Genomic DNA, 24,457 nt, shown 5'->3' with positions numbered 1-24,457 from the left:
GGCGATCGATCAGGTCGGGGTCAACAGGGTAGCGGCGAGCAGTTCCCGAGTATAGGGATGCTGCGGCGCATCGAACACCGCGCAGGTGGCGCCGCGTTCGACCACCTGGCCGTCCTTGATCACGATCAGGTCGTGGGCCAGGGCGCGCACCACCGACAGGTCATGGCTGATAAACAGGTAGGTCAGGCCGTGTTTTTCCTGGAGATCGCGGAGCAGGGCGACCACCTGTTTCTGCACTGTGCGGTCCAGCGCCGAAGTCGGTTCGTCCAGCAGGATCAGCGCCGGCTTGAGCACCAGGGCGCGGGCAATGGCGATGCGCTGGCGCTGGCCGCCGGAAAACTCATGGGGATAGCGGTGGCGGCTTTGCGGGTCGAGACCGACTTCCTCCAGCGCCCGGATCACCAGGGCGTCGCATTCAGCGGGGGTGTTGGCGCAGTGCACCTCCAGGCCCTCGCTGATGATCTGCGCCACCGACATGCGTGGGCTGAGGCTGCCGAACGGATCCTGGAAGACCACCTGCATCTGTTTGCGCCAGGGCCGCAGTTGCTTCTGGTTCAGGCCGTCGAGGGCCGTGCCCTGGAAACGGATGCTGCCCTTGGAATCCAGCAGACGCAGGATCGCCTGGCCGAGGGTCGACTTGCCGGAGCCGGACTCGCCGACAATGCCCAGGGTCTTGCCGCGCTGCACACTGAGACTGATGCCGTCCACCGCCTGCAGGTATTCCTTGCGTCGGAACAGTCCGCCGCCGACCTGGAAGCGCACGCGCATGCCCTCGGCCTGCAACACCACCTCGTTGTCGTCCAGCGGCAGTGGCTGGCCCGCCGGCTCGGCGTCCAGCAGCACGCGGCTGTAGGGATGCGCGGGGTGGTTGAACAGGGTTTCGCAGTCCGCCTGTTCGACAATTTCCCCGGCCTTCATCACGCAGACCCGCTGGGCGATGCTGCGCACCAGGTTGAGGTCGTGGCTGATCAGCAGCAGCGACATGCCCAGGCGCTGTTGCAGGGATTTGAGCAGCAGCAGGATCTTGCGCTGCACCGTTACATCGAGGGCGGTGGTCGGTTCATCGGCGATCAGCAACTCCGGCTCGCAGGCCAGGGCCATGGCGATCATCACCCGCTGGCGTTGGCCCCCGGAGAGTTGATGGGGATAGGCCTTGAGGCGCTCGCGGGGTTTCTGGATGCCCACCAGTTCCAGCAGTTCGAGAATCCGTGCCTGGGCCGCCTTGCCGCCCATGCCCTTGTGCAGCAGCAGGGTTTCGCCGATCTGCTTTTCCACGCTGTGCAACGGGTTGAGGGAGGTCATCGGCTCCTGGAAGATCATCGCGATGCGGTCGCCACGGATGCTGCGCAAGGTGCCATCATCGGCCCCCAGCAGTTCCTGGCCGCGATAACGCACGCTGCCGTCGGTCTGGCAGCCGCTGCGTGGCAGCAGTTGCAGGATCGAGTGCGCGGTGACCGATTTGCCCGAGCCGGACTCGCCCACCAGGGCCAGGCATTCGCCGGCGCGGATATCCAGGCACAGGTTGCGCACCGCCGGCTGGCCGTTGAAGGCAACATTGAGCCGGCGGATTTCAATCAGGTTGTCGGTCATCTCGGGCGCCTGGTTCATGAGCGGGGGTCGAAGGCATCGCGTAGCGCCTCGCCGATAAACACCAGCAGCGAGAGGATCAGCGCCAGGGTGAAGAAGGCGGTGAAACCGAGCCAGGGTGCTTGCAGGTTCTGTTTGCCCTGGCCGATCAATTCGCCCAGGGAGGCGCTGCCGGCGGGCATGCTGAAGCCGAGGAAGTCCAGGGCCGTCAGGGTCGAAATCGCCCCGGTGAGGATAAACGGCAGGTAGCTCAGGGTGGCGTTCATGGCATTGGGCAGGATATGCCGCAGGATGATCTTGCGGTCGGTCAGGCCCAGGGCCCGGGCGGCCTTGACGTATTCCAGGTTGCGCCCACGGAGGAATTCGGCACGCACCACGTCCACCAGGGCCAGCCAGGAAAACAGCGCCATGATGCCGAGCAACCACCAGAAATTCGGTTCGACGAAGCCGGACAGGATGATCAGCAGGTACAACACCGGCAGGCCCGACCAGACTTCCAGCAGGCGCTGGCCGAGCAAGTCGATCCAGCCGCCGTAGTAACCCTGCAGGGCACCGGCGGCAATGCCGATCAGGGCGCTGACGGCGGTCAGGGCGAGGGCGAAGAGAATCGACACCCGGGCGCCGAAGATCACCCGCGCGAGCACGTCCCGGGCCTGGTCGTCGGTGCCCAGCCAGTTCACCGTGGTGGGTGGGCTGGGGGCCGGTTTGTTGAGGTCATAGTTGGGCGTGTCGGCACTGAAGGGGATCGGCGGGAACAGCATCCAGCCGCCATCCTTGGTGATCAGCTGGCGTACGTAGTCGCTGCGGTAGTCGGCCTGGAAGGGCAACTGGCCGCCGAATTCCTGTTCGGTGTAGCGCTTGAACACCGGGAAATACAGCGAGCCTTGGTAGTTGAGCACCAGCGGCTTGTCGTTGGCGATCAACTCGCCCCCCAGGCTCAGGACGAACAGCGCGGCGAACAGCCACAGCGACCACCAGCCCCGGCGATTGGCCTTGAAGCGGTCGAGCCGACGCCGGCTCACGGGCGAGAGTCTGAGCATCAGGCGTTCCTCGCGGCAAAATCGATACGCGGGTCGACCAGGGTGTAGCAGAGGTCGCCGACCAGTTTTATCAGCAGGCCAAACAGGGTGAAGATAAACAATGAGCCGAACACTACCGGATAGTCCCGCGACACCGCCGCTTCGTAACTCAGGCGGCCGAGGCCGTCGAGGGAGAAAATCACCTCGATCAGCAGGGAACCGGCGAAGAACACGCTGATAAAGGCCTGGGGAATGCCCGAGACGACCAGCAACATCGCGTTGCGGAACACATGGCCGTAGAGCACCCGGCGTTCACTCAGGCCCTTGGCCCGGGCTGTGACCACATACTGGCGGGTGATTTCATTGAGAAAGGAGTTCTTGGTCAGGATGGTCAGGGTGGCGAAACCGCCGATCACCAGTGAAGTGACCGGCAGCACCAGGTGCCAGAAGTAGTCGGCGATCTTGCCCAGGGTCGAAAGCTGGTCGAAGTTCTCCGACACCAGTCCACGCACCGGGAACCAGTTCAGCGAGGTGCCGCCGGCGAAGGCGACGATCAACAGCATGGCGAAGAGGAACGCCGGCATGGCGTAGCCGATGACGATGGCGGTGCTGCTCCAGACATCGAAGCGGCTGCCGTGGCGGGTCGCCTTGCGGATGCCCAGGGGAATCGACACCAGGTAGGTGATCAGCGTGGCCCAGAGCCCCAGGGAAATGGTCACCGGCATTTTTTCCAGGATCAGGTCGGTGACCTGGGCACCGCGAAAGAAGCTCTTGCCGAAGTCCAGGCTGGCGTAGTGCTTGAGCATCAGCCAGAAGCGCTCGGGGGCCGGTTTGTCGAAACCGTACTGGCGCTCGATATCGGCGATCAGCTTGGGGTCCAGGCCACGGCTGGCCCGCGAGGCGCTTTGCACCGCATCGCCGCCACCGCCGAGGGCGCCGGCACCCGCGCCGCCGATGCCCTGCAAGCGGGCGATGGCCTGTTCCACCGGGCCGCCGGGCGCGGCCTGGACGATGACGAAGTTGACCAGCAGGATCATCATCAGCGTCGGAATGATCAGCAGCAAGCGCCGCAGGGTGTACGCCAGCATCAGTGCTGTCCTCCGGAACTGCCGCGCTTGATCAGCTCGGCGGTCATCTGTTCGTTGGTCAGCGGGGTCGTGCTGACTTCCCACCAGGTTTCCACGGCAGGGTCATTGCTGGCCTGCTCCTTGGGGTAACCGAAACGGTTCCACCAGACCGTCGAGGTGCCCGGCGGGTAATAGTTGGGAATCCAGTAGTAGTTCCATTGCAGCACCCGGTCCAGGGCATGGGCGTAGCTGAGCATCTGCGCCTGGGTATCGGCCTTGATCAGGCCGTTGATCAAGGTGTCCACGGCCGGGTTCTTCAGGGCCATGAAGTTGCTCGAGCCGGGGTCGTTGGCCGCCGCGGAGCCGAAGTAGTTGTACAGCTCGATGCCCGGCGAGGTGGTGACCGGGTAGCCGCTGACGATCATGTCGTAGTCGCGGGCCTTGAGGCGGTTGACGTACTGCGAGGCGTCGATGCGGCGGATATCCATGCGGATGCCGATCTGCGCCAGGTTGCGTTTATATGGCAACAGCAATCGCTCGATACCGTTCTGCGCGTTGAGAAAGGTGAAGGTCAGCGGTTCGCCCTGGGCGTTGACCAGGCGGTCGCCGTCGGGTTTCCAGCCGGCCTGTTCCAGCAGGGCCAGGGCCTTTAGCTGTTTGTCCCGCAGATTGCCGCTGGCGTCGGTTTTCGGCGCTTCGAAGACCTGGGTGAAGACTTCGTCGGGAATCTGTCCGCGCAGCGGTTCGAGGATCGCCAGTTCCGCCTTGTCGGGCAACTGCCGCGCGGCCAGGGCGGTGTTGGAGAAGAAGCTCTGCTGGCGGATGTACATGTTGCGCATCATCTGCCGGTTGCTCCACTCGAAGTCCCAGAGCATGGCCAGGGCTTCGCGCACGCGGCGGTCCTGGAACATCGGCTTTTGCAGGTTGAACAGATAGCCCTGCGCGGCTTGCGGCGCTTCCTGGGCCAGGTGGGCCTTTTGCAGGCGGCCGTCGGTGAGGGCCGGGCTGTCGTAGCCGATGGAATAGCCGGTGGCGGAAAACTCGCGATTGTAGTCATAGGCGCCGCCGCGCAGGACCTGGCGGGCGACATCGGTGTCGCCGAAGTATTCGAGGGAGAAACGGTCGAAGTTGTAGAGGCCGCGGCTGACCGGCAGGTCCTTGCCCCACCAGTCGGGGTTGCGCTCGAAGGTGATGCTGCGCCCGGAGTCGATCTTGCTCACCTTGTAGGGGCCGCTGCCCAGGGGGGCTTCGTAGCCGCCGCCGTTGGCGAAGTCACGGGTTTTCCACCAGTGTTCCGGCAGCACCGGCAGGCTGGCGATATCCAGTGGCAGCGAGCGGTTGTCGTTGTTCTTGAAGTCGAAGCGGACCTGGGTCGGTGACTCGACCTCGACGTCTTTCACCGCTTCGAACTGCATGCGGTAGCTGAGGCTGCCCTGGGTCATCAGCAGGTTGTAGGTGTAGCGCACGTCTTCGGCGGTGATCGGCGTGCCGTCGGCGAAACGGGCCTTGGGGTTCAGGTAGAAGCGCAGGGACAGGCCGTCATCGCTGCGCTGCATTTTTTCCGCCACCAGGCCATAGACGGTGTAGGGCTCGTCGAGGGAACGCACGGCCAATGGCGAGTAGATCCAGCCGTCGACCTGGGTGACGCCGGTGCCTTTGTCGACATAGGGCAGGATATGGTCGTACTGGCCGATCTCGATAGCCGAGCGGCGCAGGCTGCCGCCTTTGGGCGCGCGGGGGTTGGCATAGTTGAAATGGCTGAAGCCGGCGGGGTATTTGGCCGGTTCGCCGTAGACGGTCAGCGCGTGCTGTGGCGGGGCGGCGTTGGCGGACAAGCCGGGAAGCAGGGTCAGGGCGGTAAGTAGCAGGGATAGGGCCAGTCGCATCTTCAGCCTTAGAAGCCGGTTCGGAGTATCAGCAGGAACATGCACCATGGCGAGGGGGCAAGCCCCTCGCCACAGGAGCGGGCAGGATCAGTCCTGACGACTGGTCACTTCCAGCAGGTGGTAACCGAACTGGGTTTTCACCGGGCCTTGCACGGTATTGACCGGGGCGCTGAAGACCACGGTGTCGAACTCCTTGACCATCTGGCCCGGACCGAACGAGCCCAGGTTGCCGCCGTCGCGGCTGGACGGGCAGGTGGAGTTCGCTTTGGCGATCTCGGCGAAATCGGCGCCGCCTTCGATCTGGGCCTTGAGTTCGTTGCACTTGGCTTCGCTGGCAACCAGGATGTGACGGGCAGTGGCTTTGGCCATGGGGTGATGCTCCTTTCTAGAAAGTGTCGAGATTACCGGAATCAGGCCAGATTTTCCTGGCAAAAGTTCCCGGCGGCGCGGAGTGTTGGACCTGTGGCGAGCGGGCAGGCCTGCTCGCCACAAGGTTTCAGGCGCCGACAACCTCCGCCACCTGCTGCTCACGCAACTTCCCGGCCGCCCCGAGCAGCAACGCTTCGGTCGCTTCCCAACCCAGACAGCCATCGGTGATCGAAACGCCGTAGCGCAGGTTCGGGCTCAGTGCCTGGCAGCCTTCGAACAAATGACTCTCAATCATCATCCCGACCAGCGAACGATCGCCCCGCAAACGCTGCTCCAGTACATCGGCGAACACCGCCGGCTGGCGCAGTGGGTCCTTGCCGCTGTTGGCGTGGCTGCAATCGACCATGATCCGCGGCGCAATCGACTGCTTGGCCAGGCCGGCCCGTACCTGCGCCACACTATGGGCGTCGTAGTTCGGCCCGCGATGGCCGCCGCGCAGCACCAGGTGCGTGTCCGGGTTGCCCGCCGTCTGGATGATCGCCGGGTGGCCCTGGCTGTCGACGCCGAAATGCCGATGGGCATGGGCCGCCGAACGCATCGCATCCGCCGCGATCCCGACACTGCCGTCGGTGCCATTCTTGAACCCCACCGGCATCGCCAGGCCGCTGGCCATTTCCCGGTGGATCTGTGACTCCGTGGTCCGCGCGCCAATGGCGACCCAGCTCAGCAGGTCATCGACATAACCGGCGGCCATGGGTTGCAGCAGTTCGGTGGCAATCGGCAGGCCCAGGCGCAGTATCTCGCGCATCAGTTCACGGGACAGCGCCAGGCCGCCGGCCATGTCATCGCTGCCATCCAGGTGCGGGTCGTAGGCCAGGCCTTTCCAGCCCACCGTGGTCCGGGGTTTCTCGATGTAGGCGCGCATCACCAGCAGCATCTGGTCGCTGACCTCGCTCGCCAGGTTGGCCAGTCGGCCGGCGTATTCCAGGGCCGATTGCGGATCATGGATCGAGCAGGGGCCGACAATCACCAGCAGGCGTGGGTCTTCACCGTTGAGGATGGCGCGCACGGCGCGGCGGTGGCGTTCGACCTGTTCGCCGAGGCTGGCATTGAGGGGCAGGTGTTGCTTGAGTTGCAACGCGCTGGGCAGGCGTTGGGTCAACGGCTCGTTGGCCGATGGCAGGACGGAGGACGGCAGGGCGCAGAGAGAAGAATTCATGTTCGGGCTTCCTGGGCTGGCGGCGGGTGCTTCCCGCGCGCGGCCCTACTGGGGTGTTCGACAATCAGCCGGACTGGCTGTGAGTGTGTGCGTGCCACCTGTGCGTGACCGTTCGGAGGCGGCGTGCTGTCCCGAGCGGAGGTTGCTAAATCGCCAGGCGCCGGTGATGTCGTAGCGGTAATAGGTGGAGTCGTTCATGTCGGTATTCCTTGATTTAAAAAGTCGGTTGCAAAATGTGGGAGCCTGAAAAAACAAAACCCCCGGTCGGGAGGCCGACCGGGGGTTGAGAATTCTCTGGTAGGCGACCCCTGTATTCAGTGGGCGCCGGTTGGGTATCAGGCGCGCCAGTGGCTAAACCAATACCCAAAATAAAAGCTTACGCGGGTGCCGACCGTGCTCATCCGGGCAGCCGTAACCGAGCGCGAGGCGCTGGCGGTGTGGCGATGGGCGGATTGAGTCAGGTGCATGGTGCAACTCCGTGTGAATGTCGCCGAGCTTACTAGAGCGGTATCGCCCTGTTCAATCAGAAAATTCTATGGGAACCCGAGAGCAGGCTCTATCGCTTAAATGTGACAGATCTTTATGACACACTCGACGGATATTTCCGATCTGATTGTCAGGACTGAATCATGAGCGTGTTTACCCTTGCCGCCGCCCAAGCTGTTTCGATTGCCGGAGATTTGCAGGCCAATATCGCTCGACACCTGGCGTTCATGCGCCAGGCCGCGGAGCGGGGCGTGGCGTTTCTGCTGTTCCCCGAATTGTCGTTGACCGGCTATGAACGCGGCCTCGCGGCCGAGTTGGCGATTACCCCGGACGACCCGGTACTGGCACCGTTGCGCGAGCTGGCCCGAGAGCTGAAGCTGGTGACCGTAGTAGGCATGCCGATACGCCTGTTCGCCGACGGCCCGGTGCTGATCGGGGCACTGACATTCGGTGCCGACGGTTCCTTGCAGGTCTACAGCAAGCAGCATCTACACGATGGTGAAGAAGTCGCATTTACCCCTGGAAGCGGCGGTGAGCTGTTGACAATCGTCGATGAGCGCATCGCTCTGGCGGTTTGTGCTGACTTTTCCCACGCTAGTCATCCGCTACAGGCCGCGCAATCTGCGGCTAACCTTTACGCCGCCAGTGTATTGATCACTGAGAACGGTTATGGACCCGATACGGCCTTGTTGCAGGGCTATGCCCGGGACCACGGCATGGCGGTGTTGATGGCCAACCATGGCGGTATGACGGGCGGCTGGCAGTCGGCGGGGCGTAGCGCGCTCTGGGCGGCTGGCGGGCAGCGGGTGGTGGTGACAGAGGGGGAAGGGGATGTGTTGGTGATCGGACGACGTGTCGCCGGCCAATGGTCCGGGGAGGTGGTGTCGGTGACGGGCTTGTGAGCGGGCACTGGCGTTTTCGCCCGGCCTTGGGCGCGGACCTGGCATTCGCCCGGGAGCTCACGCGCCAGAACATGATGGCTTACTACTGTGAGTACGATCTGCTTTGGTTGGACGAAGCCTTTGACCAGGCCTGGGCCGGGCGCCAGAACGAGCTGTTGTGTGATGGCGAGCAGGTGCTGGGTTTTGTCAGCTTCAGTCGCGATGCCCGGGCGTTGTACATCCGTGAGTTACAGCTGATCGAGGCGGGCCGAGGCCAGGGCCTGGGCGGTTGGCTGATCCAGCAGGCACGGGAAATCGCCTTCAGAGAGGGGCGTCGTGAGTTACGCCTGACCGTGTTCAAGAGCAACCCCGCGCAGCGGCTGTATCTGCGTCAGGGCCTGGCTGTAGTCGGTGAGGACGAGTGCTTTTTGCGCATGAGTCTCACTGCTTCAAGACCGGCGTCTGGTAATTACTGACGATAGTTTGAGAATTGTCCTATATATCGCCACACGAGGCGCATACTGGGCTTAAGAAGTCGGGAATTACTCACTCGACTTGTCGGTGTCGGATGGGATGATTCCATCCTTCATGCCCAATAGGACCGCGACCTTATGGGCTTCCCCACGCCGTCCCTTTTTTCGCCCAGCGAGCACTTGATAGGTGGTTGCCGGGTCGACGCCATGCTCGCGCGCAAACTCCTGAACCGATTTTCCTTGGTGTTCCAGCCAAGCCTTGGCTTGTGCAGCGGTGCGAATACCGGGCATAGTTCAAAACCGTTCAAATGTGTTTAATGCTTGTTGAGTATATCACCCCTAAGGGTGTTTAAAATGGGATCTTACATCCAAATGAGTGGAATTGGTTCGCGATTGCGGCAAGAGAGAGAGCGGCTGGGTCTGTCGCAGAAGGCTTTTGGTGAAATCGGAGGCGTTGAGGCCAACGCGCAGGGCAAATATGAAAGCGGTGACCGCGCACCGAAGGCCGACTATTTGTCCCGTGTGGCCGCACGGGGCGTCGATGTGCTTTACGTACTGACCGGGCAACCGACACCGATGCAACTGGACAATCTCAGCCAGGTAGAAGAAAAAGTATTGGGCAACTATCGGGTGCTGCAAAAGGAAGATCAGGACGCGATCCATCGACTGACCACTACCTTGGCTGAAACCGCCGGGCCTTATGGGCCAAACGGCCGTGCAGGCTCCAGTGACTCCTGAGTCATTTCATTTCTGACGAAACGCGCTTGCCGTCCGGCAAGCGCTTATAGCGCGTTGATACTCTTATGTGACGCTTGTAACTAGGTCAGGCCCGTGGTTTTTTGCTAAGGTGGTCAATAACCTGATAAGACCAAATTCGTGAGGTGTCTGCTTGATTAGGGTGCTAGTAGTCGATGACCATGATCTTGTGCGTACAGGCATTACGCGGATGTTGGCGGATATCGACGGTCTGCAGGTCGTGGGACAGGCGGAATCGGGAGAGGAGGCGTTGCTCAAGACGCGGGAGCTCAAACCCGATGTCGTCCTGATGGACGTCAAGATGCCTGGCATCGGCGGCCTGGAGGCCACGCGCAAATTGCTGCGCAGTCATCCGGACATCAAAGTGGTGGCGGTGACCGTGTGTGAAGAGGATCCGTTCCCGACCCGCTTGTTGCAGGCCGGAGCGGCGGGTTACCTGACCAAGGGCGCGGGCCTGGCGGAAATGGTCCAGGCGATTCGCCTGGTGTTTTCCGGGCAACGCTACATCAGCCCGCAGATTGCCCAGCAGTTGGCGCTCAAGTCGTTCCAGCCGGCCAGTGACTCGCCGTTTGACGCCTTGTCCGAGCGTGAAATCCAGATTGCGTTGATGATCGTCGGCTGCCAGAAAGTCCAGATCATCTCCGACAAACTGTGCCTGTCGCCGAAAACCGTCAATACCTACCGCTATCGGATTTTCGAGAAGCTGTCGGTCAGCAGTGATGTCGAGTTGACGCTTCTGGCGGTTCGCCACGGCATGGTCGATGCCGGCTGACAATGACTGACCTGTTCGATTCCAGTGCCTTCCTGTCGACCTGCAGTGGCCGCCCCGGCGTCTACCGCATGTTCGACGGCGACGCGCGCCTGCTTTATGTGGGCAAAGCCAAGAACCTGAAGAAGCGTCTGGCCAGTTACTTCCGCAAGACCGGCCTGGCGCCGAAGACGGCGGCATTGGTGGGGCGGATCGCCCAGGTGGAAACCACCATCACCGCCAACGAAACCGAGGCGCTGCTGCTGGAGCAGACGCTGATCAAGGAATGGCGGCCGCCCTACAACATCCTGCTGCGCGACGATAAATCCTATCCCTATGTGTTTCTTTCGGACGGCGACTACCCGCGGTTGAGCATTCACCGTGGGGCCAAGAAAGCCAAGGGCAAGTATTTCGGGCCTTACCCGAGCGCCGGGGCGATTCGTGAAAGCCTGAGCCTGTTGCAAAAGACCTTCCTGGTCCGCCAGTGCGAGGACAGCTACTACAAGAACCGCACCCGACCCTGCTTGCAATACCAGATCAAGCGCTGCAAGGCGCCGTGTGTCGGGCTGGTGGAGCCCCAGGTGTATGCCGAGGATGTACGCCACTCGGTGATGTTTCTCGAAGGGCGCAGCAATGCCCTGACCGACGAATTGAATGCCGGCATGGAACAGGCGGCCAGCACCCTCGATTTCGAGCGGGCGGCGGAGCTGCGGGACCAGATCTCGTTGCTGCGTCGGGTCCAGGACCAGCAGAGCATGGAGGGCGGCACCGGCGATGTCGACGTGGTCGCGGCCTTCATCAACCCGGGCGGTGCCTGCGTGCACCTGATCAGCGTGCGCGGCGGACGAGTACTGGGCAGCAAGAATTTCTTCCCGCAGGTCGGTATCGAGGAAGACGTGTCCGAAGTGCTGATGGCGTTTCTCGGCCAGTACTTTATCGGCAGTCCCGAGCGCGACCTGCCGAGTGAACTGATCGTCAACGTGGTCCACGAAGACTTCCCGACCCTGATCGCCGCCATCGATGGGCTGCGTGGCCGAGAATTGGCCATCAGCCATCGGGTGCGCGGTACACGGGCGCGCTGGCAGCAATTGGCGGTGACCAATGCCGAACAGGCCCTGGGTGCGCGCCTGGCGGATCGTCAGCATATGGCCGCACGCTTCGAGGCCCTGGCCGAAGTGCTGAACCTGGACGAGCCGCCGCAGCGCCTGGAGTGTTACGACATCAGTCACTCCAGCGGTGAAGCGACGGTCGCGTCCTGCGTGGTATTCGGCCCGGAAGGCCCGATCAAATCCGATTATCGCCGTTACAATATTGAAGGCGTTACGGCCGGCGACGACTACGCGGCGATGCACCAGGCGCTGACCCGGCGTTTCAGCAAGATCAAGGATGGCGAGGGCAAGTTGCCGGACATCCTCCTGGTGGACGGCGGTAAGGGCCAGTTGTCCATGGCGCGCGATGTGCTCGATGAGCTATCGGTACCGGACCTGATCCTGCTCGGCGTGGCCAAGGGGGCGACGCGCAAGGCCGGTTTCGAGACCTTGTACCTCAACGACGCGGCCCATGAATTCACCTTGAAAGGTGATTCACCGGCCCTGCATTTGATCCAGCAGATCCGCGACGAAGCCCACCGTTTTGCCATTACCGGGCACCGGGCGCGGCGCGGCAAGACCCGTCGAACCTCAACCCTGGAAGGGGTGGCGGGGGTGGGGCCGAAGCGTCGCCGTGAACTATTGAAACATTTTGGTGGATTGCAGGAGCTGTCCCGTGCCAGCATCGACGAGATCGCCAAAGCACCCGGGATCAGTAAAAAGCTCGCTGAGTCGATTTATGCAAGCCTGCACAGCGAGTAGAATGCCTTTCAACCTCGTAGCCAGTTGTGCCGATGAATATCCCTAATCTGATCACCGTTCTACGCGTCGTACTCATTCCGATTTTCATTTTGCTGTTTTACCTGCCTTACCAGTGGAGCTACACGGCGGCCAGTTCGGTGTTTGCCTTTGCGGCGGCGACGGATTGGCTGGACGGCTACCTGGCCCGTCGACTGGAGCAGAGCACGCCGTTCGGCGCGTTTCTCGACCCGGTGGCGGACAAGCTGATGGTGGCCGTGGCGCTGGTCTTGCTGGTGCAGGAGCATGGCAACCTGTGGTTGACCTTGCCGGCGGCGGTGATCATCGGTCGTGAGATCGTGGTTTCGGCCCTGCGCGAGTGGATGGCTGAAATCGGGGAGCGGGCGCAGGTCGCCGTTTCCAACATGGGCAAATGGAAAACCGCGGCGCAGATGCTGGCGTTGGTGATCCTGCTGGCCAACCCGTCGGACTTCAGCTTCTGGGTGCTGGTGGGCTATACCTTGCTGATGGCGGCGGCGGTGCTGACCCTGTGGTCGATGCTGCAGTATCTGCGGGCGGCGTGGCCGCATTTGAAGTTCAATTCGGAAAATCCTGAAAAAAAATAAAACTATTTTGAATCAAGGGGTTGACGGGGTGCGTAGATTCTATAGAATGCGCATCACCAAGACGCGGGAATAGCTCAGTTGGTAGAGCACGACCTTGCCAAGGTCGGGGTCGCGAGTTCGAGTCTCGTTTCCCGCTCCAAATACACAAAAACGCCACTCATATAGAGTGGCGTTTTTGTTTGCGCGTTTTTTCAGTCGATTATCTTTTTTCCTGAAAGCGATCATCAGACAATTCGCTTTCCATTGACTGATGTTTCCTAGAAAATTCTTTCGCCTTGCGCTTGCCAAAACTGGTCTCTAGTCTTCGTCCATCGCTGCAAAATCAGCGGTCGGGCGTGAGAACCCGTGTTCAGTAAGCGCATCAGTGCCAGCCTCGTTGCGGATATTATTTCGTCCGTGAGCGTTCCATGGTGGCTGTGCGCAGGCAGACTTCGGTCTGGCCGGTTGCCTACTGTCCGGTATTCTCACCCTGTGTACAGCCGCCACCCTTTGCCGCGTGAGAACGGCAAAAGATGGCTCCTCAATCATGTACATGTAGGAGCTGGACCATGGATAAAAGACTTACACCGGACCCGCCTGTAGGCCTATCTGCGTCTTCGCGCGTTGAAAAAGTACTGGACCCTGCCATCGAGCGTGTCTTCGCCCATTATGGGCTTCCCATAAGCGATGACCCGCTCAAACGCGACAGCCGTCCGAGGCTGCCCCGCAAGCCAACGCAGCTTAGTGTCGAGGATAAGCTGGTGGCGGCCAGTTCGGTTCTGCAATCCGCAGCCGCCACCGCGTATGAGTCCGCCGATCAACTGGATGGGGCAAGTCGCAAGTTGGCAATGGGGGCGGTGCATTTGATTGAATTGGCACAGTCGTGGGTGGATTCGGTTTTAGATGACGAACTCGTAACGCGCTGAGTAAGGCTCAGTCCGGTGCATGTGAGGTGTGCATCGGACTGAGAGAGATAGGCTATTTTCCTTGTGCTCCTTGGTTGAATGAAGAAACTGTTCTCAGCCAGTGTTGCCTAGGACCAAGTATCAAGTGAGTATCTTGAATCTGATGACGGAAAGTAGACAGGGAGTGTCAGCATGATGCAATTGACGACTCAGACGGTTTCATCGATCTGGCCGATGATGGGGGAGTTGGGATTGCTTCTAACACCTTCTCAATCTAAGACGTTCGGTGTTGAGTTTGTGACGCCCGAGCGGGTCACGATATTGACCGGAAAGACAAGAGTCATGATCCCTCGGAATGCTTTTGAGGCAGTGTTGGCATATCTGCACGGCCATGATCATTACGCTGGTAATCGATGTGTGATCAAGTCTGACAATAACTATAAAAAATCGGGCCCTTTGTGCAAGGCCTCCCGCCTGCTTCCCACAGGGGCATACGGCCAGCGAAATATCACCTATGTGCTTCCGATCCTCCAGGAACTTGGGGTGGTGGAGATCAACCCGAAGGTGCCGACTAGCACCTGGCTGGTAAAGCACAAAGTGGTTGCCGTGGTCGATCGACCGCTACAGTCTCTGATCATGGGCAATACGCCTCCGGAATCTCTCTCCCCTGATCAGCGCGCTTTCGCTAAACATCTGGCAGCGCTGTGGGTGGGGAAGCCCGATTCTTTTGTTCATCGCTATCAAACTAGCGGACATCGCGCCTGGGGCCTTGGAAAACATTGCAAAAAGGTAGTGACTGGTGGTGTTCGACCTTGGCTCAGGCGGCTGAGCATTATTCTTGGCCTGAAAAAAGCGTACCTGATGACTTTGCCAGTATTGCGGCCCGGCTTCGCGTGGCCCTTGCCAAGCCTTGTGATGCTGCTGCGGAAAAAGCTTGTCTGGAAATATTTAAGTGGGGGGGGTGTTGCTCGGAAGGTTAGCGATGCTTCTCGGGTATGGGTCATGGAGCAAGCTGCAGCCAAGACCCTGTGCAGTAAAATCCTGACTGCCGTCGAGCTGCTTCAACCCGGATGTAGTCAGTCACTGGCGGCTTTCGATGGTGACAAACTGCTCATGAATTCGGCGATGACCAAGGTTTATGCGGCGGCCTCCCCAAATAGCATCATCATTTACGATGGTCGGGTGGGTGCTGCGCTGGGGTTGTTGGTGCGTCACTGGCTTCAGGGAACGGGGGCATGCGTTGTGCCGTCGGACCTCGCATTTCGCTGGGGACCCAATGTCAAAACACGCAACAATAAAATCGAGAAACGCGACCCCACGCAAGGCAGTTTCAAATTTATACAGCTCTATAAAGTTAGCGCTGAGGCGCCGAACCCAACCGAGGTTTGGGCCGGACTTGTGCGAGCGACTAATCGTATCCTGCAAAGTGTAATCAAGACGCTCGCTGTCCAAGTCCCGGGTGTGGCGCTGTTAGATCTGGAACGGGCATTGTTCATGATCGGTTATGACGTGCGTTATTCGTCGTTAGCAGTCAGTAAGTAGTTCAGATAGATTTTCAGCCGGGCCGACCGAGCCTTGGTCGGGCGGTGCTTGTGAGCCGTTCGCCTAATCAAATCTACTTACCGCGCCTTCCAACAAAGCCCAACGACTGAGCCATTTGCGCATCACGCTTGACCGTATCCTGACGCTGCTTTCGATAATGACGTTCGGCTCGATCCTGCAGGGACTTGACCAGCCATCTCAGTGTCTTACGGCTGCTTAGCGGCGTCTTCACCAGCAGCGCCAGCGCTCGCCTGACCAACACCGGGGCGAAGCGTAGAAAAAGCTCATCGTCGATACTGACGATAGCCTCGGTACTGCCAGGATCGCCTTGCCTGGCGCAACGGCCAAACAACTGTCGATCAACGCGTGCGGACTCATGAAACTCTGTGAGGATCACGTGCAGGCCGCCTGCCTGTTCAACATCCGGCTGCAGTTTGATATCCGTACCACGGCCGGCCATGTTGGTGGCCACGGTGATGCGTCCGGTGTGCCCGGCTTGGGCCACCGCCTGCGCTTCACCTTCATCCTGGCGAGCGTTGAGAACGCTGTGTTCGATGCCGCCAAGCGTCAGAGCGCTGCTCAAGCGCTCCGAGGCTTCCACCGAACGTGTTCCGACCAGCACCGCACGCCCTTGCAAGGCAACTTCCACGGCACGCCGGGTAACTTCGGCCCAACGTTGTGTCGAGTCCTGGCAGATACGGTCCGGCAGGCGCTCGCGTCGGCTCCGCTTGTGGGTGGCGATGCGGGTGACACTCAAGTCGTAGCTGCGTTTTACCTCGGGGGCCACTTCCTCAGCCGTACCGGTCATGCCGCATAGCAGCAGGTAACGCCCGAAAAAACGCTGGTACGTGATCTGCGCCAGGGTCCGGCGCTGGCCAGTAATTTCGCCCCCTTCCTTGCACTCGATCATTTGATGCAGGCCTCGTTCCCAAGTGCGGTCGGGCATCACCCGGCCGGTGGATTCATCGACGATCTGCACCTTGTTGTCGGCCAGAATGTAGTGCTGGTCGCGCTGAAAACAGTGAATGGCGCTGAGGGCTTTTTGCACGAACTCCTCTCGCCACAGAACTGAGCGCCAAAGCCCCGTGAAGCTGGACGTTTCTGCCTTGACCCGCTGCCGGCCTTTGGGTGTCAGCCAGATATCGCGATGGGTCCCCAGTCGGTAATCCTCATCGGTCGTCAGTTCCTGCGCCAGGGCGATGGCCTGACTGTAGATTTCCGGGTCCAGGTCGTCGGGCAGGGTTTCTGAAATGATCAACGGCGTACTGGCTTCATCAATCAGCACGCTGTCGGCCTCGTCGATGATCGCAATGTGCAGACCACGCAGGATGGGCGCTTCGCGCCCGCGTATCCCTGCCAGTGCTTGTAGCCCCTGCTGGATACGCGAGGCCTCGCCCATGGCAATGCAGTCCTTCAGATAATCGAAGGTCAACTCTTTGTTGGACACGTAAGTAATCGCACAGGCATAGGCGATACGGCGCTCGTCAACGGCTTGGTCCTGAAGCACAACGCCAACGTCCAGCCCCAGAAAGTCGAAAAGCGCCCGGTTGTGTTCCGCGTCACGCTCGGCCAGGTAGTCGTTGACCGTGACCACGTGGACCGCCGCACCGGTGATCGCCGCCGAGCACGCTGCCAGCGTCGCCGCCAGGGTCTTGCCTTCGCCGGTCGACATCTCGGCCAGACGCCCTTGTAGCAAGGTCCGCCCGGCGAGTAGCTGCACATCGTGGTGACGCATGCCCAGGGTCCGGCGTGAGGCTTCGCGAATCAGGGCGAAAGCCTGGGCCAGCGGTGGATCGCTAAAGCCCTGGCGTTGCAGGTCTCGGGAAACGAGTGCCAATTGCTCACGCAGTTGATCGTCGCTCCAAGCCTTCGCGGCGGTTTCCAGGGCATTGGTACGTTTCACGAATGCGCGTGCAGAACGGCCATCCAGACGCGGCAAGCGGCTGAGCCAGCCGCGCAGACGCTCCTCCCACTGCACCCGTTGGGCGTCCAGGCGTTCCAAATAAGGACCATCACCCAGTTGAATGTCGCGTCCGGCGAGGAGGGCACGTACATCAGACATTGAAGTGGCTCAGGAACACCTGGCGCAGGCGTCGCCAGGCCTGCACGCCGAGCGGTTCATCGCCATGGTTGAAGCGCACTTGAACCCGTTCGCCGAATACCGCGTGGGTGTCGGGCGGCAGCGCCAGGTCGATGATGAATACCCGCGCCAGGGTCTTGAGCCCATCGGTGTCGCCGGGGCGTGTGGCAATCGTGCCGCCACCATCTCATTCCGGGACTGAACACCTAGATCATCTTTGCATTCCATAGGGCACTTGCAAACTCCCTGGAGCGCCCCGTAAAACCCGCCTTGCGAGTCGCGAGGCGTTTGTAGAAGACGGTACCGTTGAGCCACCGTGGATGCACGCTTGATTGCGTTGCAAATGGGTACATACAAGCCTGAGATTGTTCCGTAGGATTCACCCGCCAGGACGGCGCTAAGCACCCAATAGCCGGTCTCTCGAGCTGTTAGCGCCATAGGTTTTGGCCCACGTGTTCGCTACCAAGCGCGCTTTGATGTACTCGACGGGACCTCCGCTTAAATGTCGAATCTTGAATCTGGCGTTTGTCAGGTGACCTTCAGGCAATCGAAGACGGTGATACTGGCGACAGTCATCGGCAATGGCCTGGTGATCTATGACTTCACGGTATACAGCTTTTCCGCTGTGATCATCGGCAAGCTTTTTTTTCCATCGGACAGCTCGTTCGCCTCGTTGCTGATGGCATTGTTGACGTTTGGTATTGGTTTCGCGATGCGCCCGCTGGGCGCAATCGTGATCGGCAACCTCGCTGACCGCAAAGGGCGAAAAGCCGGCTTGAATGTCACCAATTTATTGATGGCAGCAGGTACCGCCTTGATCGCGCTCATGCCGACTCATGCATCTATCGGCGTCACCGCAACGGTGCTACTGGTAATCTCTCGGTTGTTGCAGGGATTCGCAACCGGAGGGGAGATAGGGGTGTCGTCTGTGGTGCTGATGGAGCTGGCACCCCGCGATCAACGCTGCTATCTGGTCAGTTGGCGCTCTGCCAGCCAGGCTGCCGCAGCGTTGGTGGGGGCTGTCGTCGGTGCGGCAACGACCTCGTTGCTGACGCCCGAGCAGTTGCTGGCCTGGGGCTGGCGTATTCCTTTCGTGCTTGGGCTTTTGATTGCGCCGTTTGGGTGGTTTATTCGTCGCAATATGGTGGAAGTAACACGGCGGGGCTCACAGTCACCGTCGCTGCGTGTCTTGCTGAAAAGCCACCGGCCCCAGCTATTGCTGGGGATTTTGATGATGGCAACCCCAACCGCAAGCATCTACCTGATGGTGCTCTATATGCCGACCTATCTGGTCCGCACGCTAGGCATGTCGCCGAGCATGAGCTTGCTCTCAGCGTGCTTTTCCAGTGCGATGCTGTTCATCGCAGCGCCACTGTTTGCCCGGCTCGCCGATCGGCTGCCTCGACGCAAACCCACCCAATATGTGACGATGATCGTCAGCGTCCTGCTGGTCTATCCAGTGTTTCTCGCCTTGACCCACGGTGTTGGCGAGTTGGCTTCCTTGGTGATCATCTGCGTCTATTCGGTTGTAGCGATGGGGAACAACGGTGTTACCACCGTCATGATTATGGAGGCTTTTCCGGCGCATCATCGCGCCACGGGGATGTCGATGGTCTACAGTTTCGGCGTTACGATCTTTGGGGCGTTCTGTCCATTTTTTGTGACTTGGTTGATCGGCATTACCCAAAACCCAATGGCGCCTTCCTGGTATCTGCTGGGCGCGCTATTGGTCAGCCTGTTCGCATTAGTGAAGTTTCCCGCCAGCTCGTCAACTCACTGATCGATTAGGCCCGCTACGTTACGGTTACCCTGCATGGCTTTGCCTATCCGCTGTGCGGCCAGCAGGCGGTGGTCCTGCGGAGCCAGGTCATAACGGCGACGAAAGGCTCGGGTAAACGCTGACGCGCTGTTAAACCCCAGGCTGTAGGCGATTTCAATCACTTGGCGGTCCGGATAGCGCACCAGTTCGTCTGCCGCTTCGCGCAGTCGGCAGTTGAGGATATAGCGACCTAATCCACCCTCATGCTGGAACAGACGGTAGAGCGTGGCACGAGGCAGTTGCATCGCCATCAGAACGTACTCTGGCGTCAACCAGGGTTGATACAGGTTGTTCTGCACATAACGCCTGGCTTTATCGAATATCGCGCTACGCGCTGCCGCCCGCACGTGGCCGCCCAGCTTGGCCTGTTTCGAGAATGCCGCGAGTATGAGTTGAACGGCGGTATCGAACGTCGCTGCGGCCTCGACGCTGGTCATACTGGGCAGTTTTCTCGAAAACGCCGCGACATGTTCGATCATCAACTGAGTCATAGGCGTCGTATTCTCGAAGACACGCCCGTGGATCGACTCGGCATGGGGCAGCGCCGCCTCCACGACCGGTCGCGAGACAAAGAAGGTCAAGACGCGGCAACGCCCCCGGCTCATTCTTATCGGCTGGTTCATGTCCATGGCAACGATGCTCGCCATGGCGGATGTACCACTTTCCTGTGGCCCGCCTCGAATAGACTCTATTGCGCCTTGGGTGAAGACCTGAAAAACATAATCCCGGACCTTGTCGGTAGAGATGCGGGCAATCGAACGGTCCAGCAACAAGGCGTCGCTTGAGCAGTCGGTAAAGACGCGATCGCCCAATTTGTAGCGGTCAATGCTCGCATTGAAGTGCGTGGAGGTTACTTGGGATCTCGGGAGGACGTCGATGACGTGTCCGACCCGCTCACGCCATGCCAGCAATTGGTTGGCAACAGGCCCGGAGCTGACCTCAAAGTGATCATGGGCGTTCCTGGAACTAAGGTGTTTAGGGGCGAATATGACTGAAGCTGGTTTGCTCATGAATTCACTACAGCTCGCAAAGCCTATGTTATCGACCCGTGAACAAGCACTGCATCTATCCAATGTCAGTCCACGCCCCTTACCGGCAGCCAGTCAGAATTCTCTGTTGGTCTCCTTATAGCCGCTTTCTCCATGAAAGTAATGACAAACCGTCTCGGTATCCAACCTGCGCACGTCCGGGCGTCGTCAAGCTCGGGGACAGAGCGCCTGAAAATAATTGAAAAGTTGCGACGCAGGGTCAAGCCATCTGCAAGGCGCTTGATAGATTGACCCATATTCGAATTTCACAGCGTTGTCGTGTTTCCACGCTCTGGAAGCGCATTTTCAACGGGCGAGCACTTCAGGTGTTCACCTGATGGTCCCTATGTCTCGGCTGGCACATGCTTATCCGGCAGTTGAGTGAGCTACACCTTTGAACCTATTGAAGTATCAGGAGTAACGGATGAGTTGCCTCGACCGGGAAGTAGGTTCGTTTGCGATCAGTTTGACTCATCCTGCTGGCGCCAACCCTCGAGAAGGCGCGGCTTTCTCCCTCGCGCAAATCGAAGTGGACAAATTGAACAACATCCACGCCGAGTCTGGAGTGGATTGGCAGAAAGTCGCCGATGCCTGCGTAAAAGTGCTGCGAGAAGAGGGCAAGGACTTCAATGCCGCAGTGTGGTTGTTGTGTGCCTGGACCACCCTGCAAGGCGTGTCCGGCCTGGCGAACGGCGTGCACATCGTGCGCGAAATGCTTGAGCTGTACTGGGAGACCCTGACCCCGCCGCCGGCGCGATTGCGTGCTCGGCGCAACCAGGCCGAGTGGATGCTCGAGTGGCTTACAGCGAAGCTTGAAGGCAACTTCGACGCGGTGCCTGGCGAACAACTGGCAGGCTTGCTCGAAGACTGGGACGCCATTGACAGCCAGTGGAGGGATCGGGATGCCGACGGCCCGAGCTTTTTTGCGTTGCGTCGTCGCCTATCGCAGCTACCCGTGCAAGCCAGTGTCGAACCTATAGCAGCGGCGGCGCAGGAGGTTGCGCCGGCAGTCGATGCGGCTGCGGCGCCCCCGACGCCGGTTGCCCACGCGCCCTCGGCGCCGGTGCCGCCTGCGGTCCTTGCACCGATCCAGCCACTGGGCCGTCTTGACAGCGATGAAGCCATCGAGAGCGCGGTCAATAGCGTGTTTGCCTCGCTGACGCCGCTGCTGGGGTTTTGTCTGGAGTCCCGGACAACCTTGCCGTTGCTGTTTCGCCTCAATCGCCAATCGGCGTGGACGACCCTGGAGCAGGCACCGCCGGCGCTAGGTTGCACGACCCGCCTGCCACCGCCCTCGGAGGCGGAGCGCGAGGCGTTCAGTCGCTTGCAGAGCGTGGGCGAGCCGCTGGACATCGTGCGCTTTTGCGAAGGTCGGTTGACGAGTTATCCCTTTTGGCTGGACCTCAATCGGGCTAGTCATGCCGCGCTCTCACGACTGGGATCGGAAGCGATCACCGGTGCCGCCAGCCTGGCCCTGGAAACCCGCCATTTCCTGGCGCGCCTGCCGTCGCTGGTCGAGCTGACATTCGCCGATGGCCAACCGTTCGCCGATGGCGCGACCCGCAGTTGGCTCGAAGGATTGGCCCCGACGGCCAGCGGTGGCGCGACGGATGCGCTGCAGACGCTGATCGATGAGGTTGGGCGTGATGCCGCTGAAGGGCGTTTGAACGAAGCGTTGGCGCGTTTACAGAGCGCCGTGCGAGAGGCCGGCAGCGGACGCGAGCGGTTTCGCCTGCGCGCGGCCCAATGCCAGTTGCTACAGCGTTTCGACCCGCGCGCTCAGTTGGGTGTTGCCTTGGATGTATTGCTCCAGGAAGCGACGGGGCAGGGCCTCGATCGTTGGGAGCCGGAGCTGGTCCGGCCATTGTTGGAGTTGGCACTGGCCCAGGACGACGGCGGTTCGAGAGCGATGTGGGCGCAACAGTTGGCAGCAATGGATTTGCCGGCGTTCTGGCGGTTGGCCAGCCAGCCGGCAAGTTGAATGAGCAACAGGCAATACCTGGCAGGCGTGTGCATATCCATGCCATGAGTTTTCTAACGGCTGCGTTGAGCGAGTCCGGTAAACAGGAGTGAGATTTAATGGCTAGTGAAGGTTCGGTCGCGCCTAAAGAGCGCGTCAATATTGTTTACAGCTCTGACACCGGCGGCGCGCAGGAGCAGGTCGAGCTGCCGCTCAAGCAACTGGTGATCGGCGATTTCACCTTGCGTGAAGACGATACGCCGGTTGAAGACCTCAAACCGATTCGCGTCGACAAAGACAACTTCACCGATGTGCTCAAGGGCCAGAACCTGAGCCTGCAGTTGGCGGTGCCCAATCGTCTGGCGGAAAACGCGCCGGAGGATGAGCAGCTCCCGGTCTCGCTGACCTTCGAGTCCATTCGCGATTTTGAGCCGGATGCCATCGTGGCCCAGGTTCCCGAGTTGCAGCAACTGATCGCCCTGCGCGATTCGCTCAAGGCCTTGAAAGGGCCGATGGGCAATTTGCCGGAGTTTCGCAAGCAGCTTCAGGCGCTGATGAACGATGACGGTGCTCGCGAGCGTTTGCTCTCGGAACTCGGCGTAAAGGACAAGGAATAACCCATGAGCGAAGAAAAGAGTCAGGCAGCGAGCACGACCGGCCAGGCGGTCGAGTCGGTTTCCCTGTTGGATCAATTGGTGGAAGCGACCCGCGTCAAGCCCGGTGACGAGGCCTATGCCGTCACTCGTCAGGGCCTCGAAGCCTTTGTCGCCGAGCTGCTCGAGCCTGCCCGTCAGGCCGAGAAGGTCAGCGCCGGGTTGATCGACGACATGATCGCCACGCTGGATGCCAAGCTGTGCCGGCAGGTCGACGCGATCATTCACCACCAGCAGTTCCAGAAGCTGGAGTCATCCTGGCGCTCGCTGAAGTTCCTGGTCGACCGCACGGATTTTCGCGAGAACAACAAGCTGGAAATCCTCAGCGTTTCCAAAGAGAAGCTGCTCGAAGATTTCGAGGATGCGCCGGAGATCACTCGCTCGGGTCTGTATAAGGCGGTGTACACTGCGGAGTTCGGCCAGTTCGGCGGCCAGCCGTTCGGCTCGATCATCGGTAACTACGAGTTCAACCCCGGCCCGCAGGACATGAAGTTGCTGCAATCGGTCGCCGCCGTTTCGGCCATGTCCCACACGCCCTTCATCGCCGCAGCCGGCCCGCAGTTCTTTGGTATCGACAGCTTTGCCGACCTGCCCAACCTCAAGGATCTGCAAGCCGTCTTCGAGGGGCCGCAGTTCACCAAATGGAATGCCTTTCGCGAAAGCGATGACGCGCGTTTCGTTGGCCTGACACTGCCGCACTTCCTGCTGCGCACGCCCTATGGCGAAGACACGGTCCCCGCCAAGACGTTCCGCTACAACGAAAACGTCGGTGGTGGTAACCAGGACTTCCTGTGGGGCAACGCCGCGTTTGCCTTCGCCAGTCGCCTGTCCGACAGCTTTGCCCAGTACCGCTGGTGCGCCAACGTCATTGGCCCGCAGGGTGGCGGCACTGTCGGTGATTTGCCGATCTACAACTACGAGGCCATGGGCGAAACCCAGACCAAGATCCCGACCGAAGTGCTTATTTCCGAGCGCCGCGAGTTCGAGCTGGCCGAGCAGGGGTTTATCGCACTGACCATGCGCAAGAACACCGATAACGCGGCGTTCTTCTCCGCCAACTCGTGCCAGAAGCCCAAGTTCTTCGGCAATGACAAAGAAGGCAAGGAAGCCGAGCTGAACTACAAGCTGGGCACCCAACTGCCGTACATCTTTGTGGTCAGTCGCCTGGCCCATTACATCAAGGTCATCCAGCGCGAAAACATCGGCACCTGGAAAGAGCGCGGCGACCTGGAGTCAGAACTCAACACCTGGATTCGCCAGTACGTGGCCGACATGGATAACCCAGCCGCCGGCGTGCGCAGCCGTCGGCCACTGCGTCAGGCGGAGATCACCGTCAGCGACGTCGAAGGCGATCCAGGCTGGTACCGCGTCGGTTTGAAAGTCCGTCCGCACTTCAAGTACATGGGCGCGTCTTTCACGCTGTCGCTGGTAGGCAAGCTCGACAAGAGTTGATCCCAAGCGTGAATGGGCAGCCTGGCCGTTGCCCATTCAGGTGTTCACCCGAGGGTCATTGCCTCGACGTTTCCATAAGATGGATTCAACGCAGCG

Annotated in this window: 22 protein-coding genes and 1 tRNA gene; 14 read left to right on the top strand and 9 right to left on the bottom strand. The window is 60.4% G+C overall.

Annotation, left to right across the window (positions count from 1 at the left end; all coding sequences use genetic code 11):
• Positions 1-9 precede the first annotated feature (9 nt).
• From M5C01_RS16925 to M5C01_RS16900, 6 genes are all read right to left on the bottom strand, one after another.
• Positions 10-1,590, bottom strand: coding sequence for an ABC transporter ATP-binding protein (locus M5C01_RS16925; RefSeq protein WP_103495342.1), 1,581 nt, complete (start codon positions 1,588-1,590; stop codon positions 10-12).
• Between the two features lie 14 nt (positions 1,591-1,604).
• Positions 1,605-2,627, bottom strand: a complete 1,023-nt coding sequence (locus M5C01_RS16920) for an ABC transporter permease (protein WP_152740287.1) — start codon at positions 2,625-2,627, stop codon at positions 1,605-1,607.
• A complete protein-coding gene (locus M5C01_RS16915) occupies positions 2,627-3,694 on the bottom strand; it encodes a microcin C ABC transporter permease YejB (RefSeq protein WP_152740288.1) in 1,068 nt (355 codons plus the stop codon). The genes M5C01_RS16920 and M5C01_RS16915 overlap by 1 nt, the downstream gene beginning before the upstream one ends.
• Positions 3,694-5,559, bottom strand: coding sequence for an extracellular solute-binding protein (locus M5C01_RS16910; RefSeq protein ID WP_152740289.1), 1,866 nt, complete (start codon positions 5,557-5,559; stop codon positions 3,694-3,696). Before M5C01_RS16910 ends, M5C01_RS16915 begins: the two co-directional genes overlap by 1 nt.
• An 87-nt stretch (positions 5,560-5,646) precedes the next feature.
• A complete protein-coding gene (locus M5C01_RS32975) occupies positions 5,647-5,928 on the bottom strand; it encodes a peptidylprolyl isomerase (protein WP_100939307.1) in 282 nt (93 codons plus the stop codon).
• Positions 5,929-6,055: 127 nt separating this feature from the next.
• Positions 6,056-7,147: a 3-deoxy-7-phosphoheptulonate synthase gene (locus M5C01_RS16900; RefSeq protein ID WP_152740290.1), complete on the bottom strand. Its 1,092-nt coding sequence runs from the start codon at positions 7,145-7,147 to the stop codon at positions 6,056-6,058.
• A gap of 629 nt (positions 7,148-7,776) precedes the next feature.
• On the opposite strand from M5C01_RS16900, the gene M5C01_RS16895 reads away from it, so the two are divergent.
• Both M5C01_RS16895 and M5C01_RS16890 read left to right on the top strand, forming a co-directional pair.
• The gene (locus M5C01_RS16895; RefSeq protein WP_152740291.1) at positions 7,777-8,535 is read left to right on the top strand and encodes a carbon-nitrogen hydrolase family protein; all 759 of its coding nucleotides are present in this window, start codon (positions 7,777-7,779) and stop codon (positions 8,533-8,535) included.
• Complete coding sequence (locus tag M5C01_RS16890; protein WP_248747003.1) at positions 8,532-8,990, top strand: GNAT family N-acetyltransferase; 459 nt, start codon at positions 8,532-8,534, stop codon at positions 8,988-8,990. The genes M5C01_RS16895 and M5C01_RS16890 overlap by 4 nt, the downstream gene beginning before the upstream one ends.
• Positions 8,991-9,056: 66 nt before the next feature.
• Here M5C01_RS16890 and M5C01_RS16885 read toward each other — a convergent pair whose 3' ends face one another.
• Positions 9,057-9,278, bottom strand: coding sequence for a DNA-binding protein (locus M5C01_RS16885; RefSeq protein ID WP_103495327.1), 222 nt, complete (start codon positions 9,276-9,278; stop codon positions 9,057-9,059).
• A gap of 81 nt (positions 9,279-9,359) precedes the next feature.
• Between M5C01_RS16885 and M5C01_RS16880 the strand changes: the two genes are divergently transcribed.
• The 7 genes from M5C01_RS16880 to M5C01_RS16850 all read left to right on the top strand — a co-directional run bounded on the left by M5C01_RS16880 (position 9,360) and on the right by M5C01_RS16850 (position 15,369).
• Entirely contained in the window at positions 9,360-9,725 is a 366-nt protein-coding gene (locus tag M5C01_RS16880) for a helix-turn-helix transcriptional regulator (protein WP_103495340.1), read from the top strand.
• 151 nt (positions 9,726-9,876) lie between these two features.
• Positions 9,877-10,515: a UvrY/SirA/GacA family response regulator transcription factor gene (gene uvrY, locus M5C01_RS16875; protein WP_100939313.1), complete on the top strand. Its 639-nt coding sequence runs from the start codon at positions 9,877-9,879 to the stop codon at positions 10,513-10,515.
• A gap of 2 nt (positions 10,516-10,517) precedes the next feature.
• Entirely contained in the window at positions 10,518-12,341 is a 1,824-nt protein-coding gene (gene uvrC, locus M5C01_RS16870; RefSeq protein ID WP_152740293.1) for an excinuclease ABC subunit UvrC, read from the top strand.
• Between the two features lie 32 nt (positions 12,342-12,373).
• On the top strand, positions 12,374-12,943 hold the full coding sequence (gene pgsA, locus M5C01_RS16865; RefSeq protein WP_103495325.1) for a CDP-diacylglycerol--glycerol-3-phosphate 3-phosphatidyltransferase: 570 nt from the start codon (positions 12,374-12,376) through the stop codon (positions 12,941-12,943).
• Between the two features lie 63 nt (positions 12,944-13,006).
• Positions 13,007-13,082, top strand: a tRNA-Gly gene (locus tag M5C01_RS16860).
• A 409-nt stretch (positions 13,083-13,491) separates the two neighbouring features.
• Entirely contained in the window at positions 13,492-13,848 is a 357-nt protein-coding gene (locus M5C01_RS16855; protein WP_152740294.1) for a hypothetical protein, read from the top strand.
• 171 nt (positions 13,849-14,019) lie between these two features.
• Complete coding sequence (locus M5C01_RS16850) at positions 14,020-15,369, top strand: hypothetical protein (RefSeq protein ID WP_178129906.1); 1,350 nt, start codon at positions 14,020-14,022, stop codon at positions 15,367-15,369.
• A gap of 73 nt (positions 15,370-15,442) precedes the next feature.
• Here M5C01_RS16850 and M5C01_RS16845 read toward each other — a convergent pair whose 3' ends face one another.
• A complete protein-coding gene (locus tag M5C01_RS16845; RefSeq protein ID WP_152740295.1) occupies positions 15,443-17,431 on the bottom strand; it encodes a preprotein translocase subunit SecA in 1,989 nt (662 codons plus the stop codon).
• Positions 17,432-17,435: 4 nt separating this feature from the next.
• On the opposite strand from M5C01_RS16845, the gene M5C01_RS16840 reads away from it, so the two are divergent.
• Together M5C01_RS16840 and M5C01_RS16835 are read left to right on the top strand one after the other, a co-directional pair.
• The gene (locus M5C01_RS16840; protein WP_152740296.1) at positions 17,436-17,651 is read left to right on the top strand and encodes a hypothetical protein; all 216 of its coding nucleotides are present in this window, start codon (positions 17,436-17,438) and stop codon (positions 17,649-17,651) included.
• A gap of 300 nt (positions 17,652-17,951) precedes the next feature.
• Positions 17,952-19,229: an MFS transporter gene (locus tag M5C01_RS16835; protein WP_152740297.1), complete on the top strand. Its 1,278-nt coding sequence runs from the start codon at positions 17,952-17,954 to the stop codon at positions 19,227-19,229.
• Here the strand turns inward: M5C01_RS16835 and M5C01_RS16830 are convergent.
• On the bottom strand, positions 19,223-20,278 hold the full coding sequence (locus tag M5C01_RS16830; RefSeq protein WP_152740298.1) for a helix-turn-helix domain-containing protein: 1,056 nt from the start codon (positions 20,276-20,278) through the stop codon (positions 19,223-19,225). The genes M5C01_RS16835 and M5C01_RS16830 overlap by 7 nt on opposite strands.
• Positions 20,279-20,720: 442 nt before the next feature.
• On the opposite strand from M5C01_RS16830, the gene tssA reads away from it, so the two are divergent.
• The 3 genes from tssA (at position 20,721) to tssC (ending at position 24,361) form a co-directional block, all read left to right on the top strand.
• Positions 20,721-22,277 carry a type VI secretion system protein TssA gene (gene tssA / locus M5C01_RS16825; RefSeq protein ID WP_152740299.1) on the top strand — a complete coding sequence of 519 codons (1,557 nt, stop codon included), beginning with the start codon at positions 20,721-20,723 and terminating at the stop codon, positions 22,275-22,277.
• Positions 22,278-22,375: 98 nt separating this feature from the next.
• On the top strand, positions 22,376-22,873 hold the full coding sequence (gene tssB / locus M5C01_RS16820) for a type VI secretion system contractile sheath small subunit (RefSeq protein WP_152740300.1): 498 nt from the start codon (positions 22,376-22,378) through the stop codon (positions 22,871-22,873).
• Between the two features lie 3 nt (positions 22,874-22,876).
• Positions 22,877-24,361: a type VI secretion system contractile sheath large subunit gene (gene tssC / locus M5C01_RS16815; protein WP_152740301.1), complete on the top strand. Its 1,485-nt coding sequence runs from the start codon at positions 22,877-22,879 to the stop codon at positions 24,359-24,361.
• The last annotated feature ends 96 nt before the right edge of the window (positions 24,362-24,457 follow it).

It is taken from the genome of Pseudomonas sp. MWU12-2319, assembly GCF_023242525.1.
Taxonomy (GTDB): Bacteria; Pseudomonadota; Gammaproteobacteria; order Pseudomonadales; family Pseudomonadaceae; genus Aquipseudomonas; species Aquipseudomonas gingeri_D.
The sequence above is the reverse complement of the archived record's forward strand: the minus strand, read 5'-3'. Positions and strand labels throughout refer to the sequence as shown.

Coding starts and splice junctions, on each gene's coding strand:
- tssC (WP_152740301.1), top strand. CDS start 22,877: ATGAGCGAAGAAAAGAGTCAGGCAGCGAGCACGACCGGCCAGGCGGTC.
- M5C01_RS16895 (WP_152740291.1), top strand. CDS start 7,777: ATGAGCGTGTTTACCCTTGCCGCCGCCCAAGCTGTTTCGATTGCCGGA.
- M5C01_RS32975 (WP_100939307.1), bottom strand. CDS start 5,928: ATGGCCAAAGCCACTGCCCGTCACATCCTGGTTGCCAGCGAAGCCAAG.
- M5C01_RS16845 (WP_152740295.1), bottom strand. CDS start 17,431: ATGTCTGATGTACGTGCCCTCCTCGCCGGACGCGACATTCAACTGGGT.
- uvrC (WP_152740293.1), top strand. CDS start 10,518: ATGACTGACCTGTTCGATTCCAGTGCCTTCCTGTCGACCTGCAGTGGC.
- M5C01_RS16855 (WP_152740294.1), top strand. CDS start 13,492: ATGGATAAAAGACTTACACCGGACCCGCCTGTAGGCCTATCTGCGTCT.
- tssB (WP_152740300.1), top strand. CDS start 22,376: ATGGCTAGTGAAGGTTCGGTCGCGCCTAAAGAGCGCGTCAATATTGTT.
- M5C01_RS16880 (WP_103495340.1), top strand. CDS start 9,360: ATGAGTGGAATTGGTTCGCGATTGCGGCAAGAGAGAGAGCGGCTGGGT.
- M5C01_RS16885 (WP_103495327.1), bottom strand. CDS start 9,278: ATGCCCGGTATTCGCACCGCTGCACAAGCCAAGGCTTGGCTGGAACAC.
- M5C01_RS16900 (WP_152740290.1), bottom strand. CDS start 7,147: ATGAATTCTTCTCTCTGCGCCCTGCCGTCCTCCGTCCTGCCATCGGCC.
- M5C01_RS16835 (WP_152740297.1), top strand. CDS start 17,952: ATGTCGAATCTTGAATCTGGCGTTTGTCAGGTGACCTTCAGGCAATCG.
- M5C01_RS16830 (WP_152740298.1), bottom strand. CDS start 20,278: ATGAGCAAACCAGCTTCAGTCATATTCGCCCCTAAACACCTTAGTTCC.
- M5C01_RS16850 (WP_178129906.1), top strand. CDS start 14,020: ATGATGCAATTGACGACTCAGACGGTTTCATCGATCTGGCCGATGATG.
- tssA (WP_152740299.1), top strand. CDS start 20,721: ATGAGTTGCCTCGACCGGGAAGTAGGTTCGTTTGCGATCAGTTTGACT.
- M5C01_RS16925 (WP_103495342.1), bottom strand. CDS start 1,590: ATGACCGACAACCTGATTGAAATCCGCCGGCTCAATGTTGCCTTCAAC.
- M5C01_RS16920 (WP_152740287.1), bottom strand. CDS start 2,627: ATGCTCAGACTCTCGCCCGTGAGCCGGCGTCGGCTCGACCGCTTCAAG.
- M5C01_RS16915 (WP_152740288.1), bottom strand. CDS start 3,694: ATGCTGGCGTACACCCTGCGGCGCTTGCTGCTGATCATTCCGACGCTG.
- pgsA (WP_103495325.1), top strand. CDS start 12,374: ATGAATATCCCTAATCTGATCACCGTTCTACGCGTCGTACTCATTCCG.
- M5C01_RS16910 (WP_152740289.1), bottom strand. CDS start 5,559: ATGCGACTGGCCCTATCCCTGCTACTTACCGCCCTGACCCTGCTTCCC.